This is a genomic window from Candidatus Infernicultor aquiphilus (genome assembly GCF_002784285.1).
Lineage (GTDB): Bacteria > Atribacterota > Phoenicimicrobiia > Phoenicimicrobiales > Phoenicimicrobiaceae > Infernicultor > Infernicultor aquiphilus.
Genome location: NZ_PFKO01000083.1, coordinates 1 through 1,247, shown reverse-complemented (window position 1 = coordinate 1,247; position 1,247 = coordinate 1). Strand labels below are relative to the sequence as shown.

Below are 1,247 nucleotides of genomic sequence, written 5' to 3'. Positions count from 1 at the left end.
CTGACAAGTCGGGGAAAACCCTAGCTACGGTTAAGGGAAGGGATTATTATGATTTGCTCTGGTATTTGGAAAAAGGTATAATGCCAAATTATAGATGTATTGAAGGAATTGATAATAAAGAGGAACTCAAAGAAAAGTTACTTTCAGCAATTACAAAAGTTGATGCAAGAAGTATTAGGATTGACCTTGAATCACTAATTGATAATCCTGAATTAGTTAAAAATTTGAGCAATAACATTAAAGAAATTTTGAAAAGAATGATATCAAATATATAATCTGTTGAGGTTTTTGAGACATGGTAAAGAGGGATATAAAAACCTTAATTTTTGTTGATTGTGAAGCATGCGGTAAGTCGCCAAGCACCGGAAAACTTACTGAATTCAGTGCAGTCGCTTATCCTTCAAGAGCAATATTTCACGGAGTATTGTCAGGGAAAGGATTGCTGGAAGAAAAAGAAGTATTTGAGAAATTTGAGAGGTGGATTCTTCAAGTCACGAATGGATTAAGGCCGATTTTTGTAAGTGATAACCCTGCCTTTGACTGGCAATGGATTAATGATGGTTTTTGGCGTACCATTGGCAGGAATCCGTTCGGGTGGAGTGCTAGAAGGATTGGAGATTTTTACGCTGGCCTTGTTGGAGATTTTGCAAATTCCAGTTCATGGAAAAAGTTACGTATAACGCCACATGATCATAATCCCGTTAATGATGCAATGGGTAACCTTGAAGCATTTGAGAGATTATTAAATGGAGAAAGATAGGGGATTTGATGAGATAACCCCAAAGGCTCAACTGTTCTTTATCCTTTTTATGATACAGAGGATTGCCAATGCTTGACTGTTTGAATAAAATAAATAGGGTCTATAATTGAAAAATAACACTCAACTATAGAATAATCTGATCCATCAGGATAGTCAAATAACTTTCTTTATGTCAGAATAAGAATATATGGCCAGAGAAGACAAAAAATAGAAATATCAGTAACATGGGAATTTGGATAACAAGTATGGGAAAATGTAAAAGAGTAAAATTATAGTTAAAATGTAGGGGGCAATCATAAATGATACATGATACAGGTGACGTCAGACTGTGTGAAAAGTATAGCATTTAGCTTAATATAAATCCACAAAAATGGTATAATATAACTATATAAACATAAAGAAAGAAGGTAGATTTATGGGATATATAGAAGGTGAAGACAGAAATCAAATCATACTCTTTCCTGAAAGTATAGATGAATATGTAAGT

1 protein-coding gene and 1 pseudogene are annotated in these 1,247 nt (G+C 33.8%); both read left to right on the top strand.

The genetic code is table 11. The features are described 5' to 3' along the window. A pseudogene (locus COZ07_RS02330) lies at positions 1-275 on the top strand (hypothetical protein); the annotation flags it as partial. A 20-nt stretch (positions 276-295) separates the two neighbouring features. Further along, the gene (locus COZ07_RS02325) at positions 296-760 is read left to right on the top strand and encodes an exonuclease (protein ID WP_406606985.1); all 465 of its coding nucleotides are present in this window, start codon (positions 296-298) and stop codon (positions 758-760) included. Positions 761-1,247 lie beyond the last annotated feature (487 nt).

Coding starts and splice junctions, on each gene's coding strand:
- COZ07_RS02325 (WP_406606985.1), top strand. CDS start 296: ATGGTAAAGAGGGATATAAAAACCTTAATTTTTGTTGATTGTGAAGCA.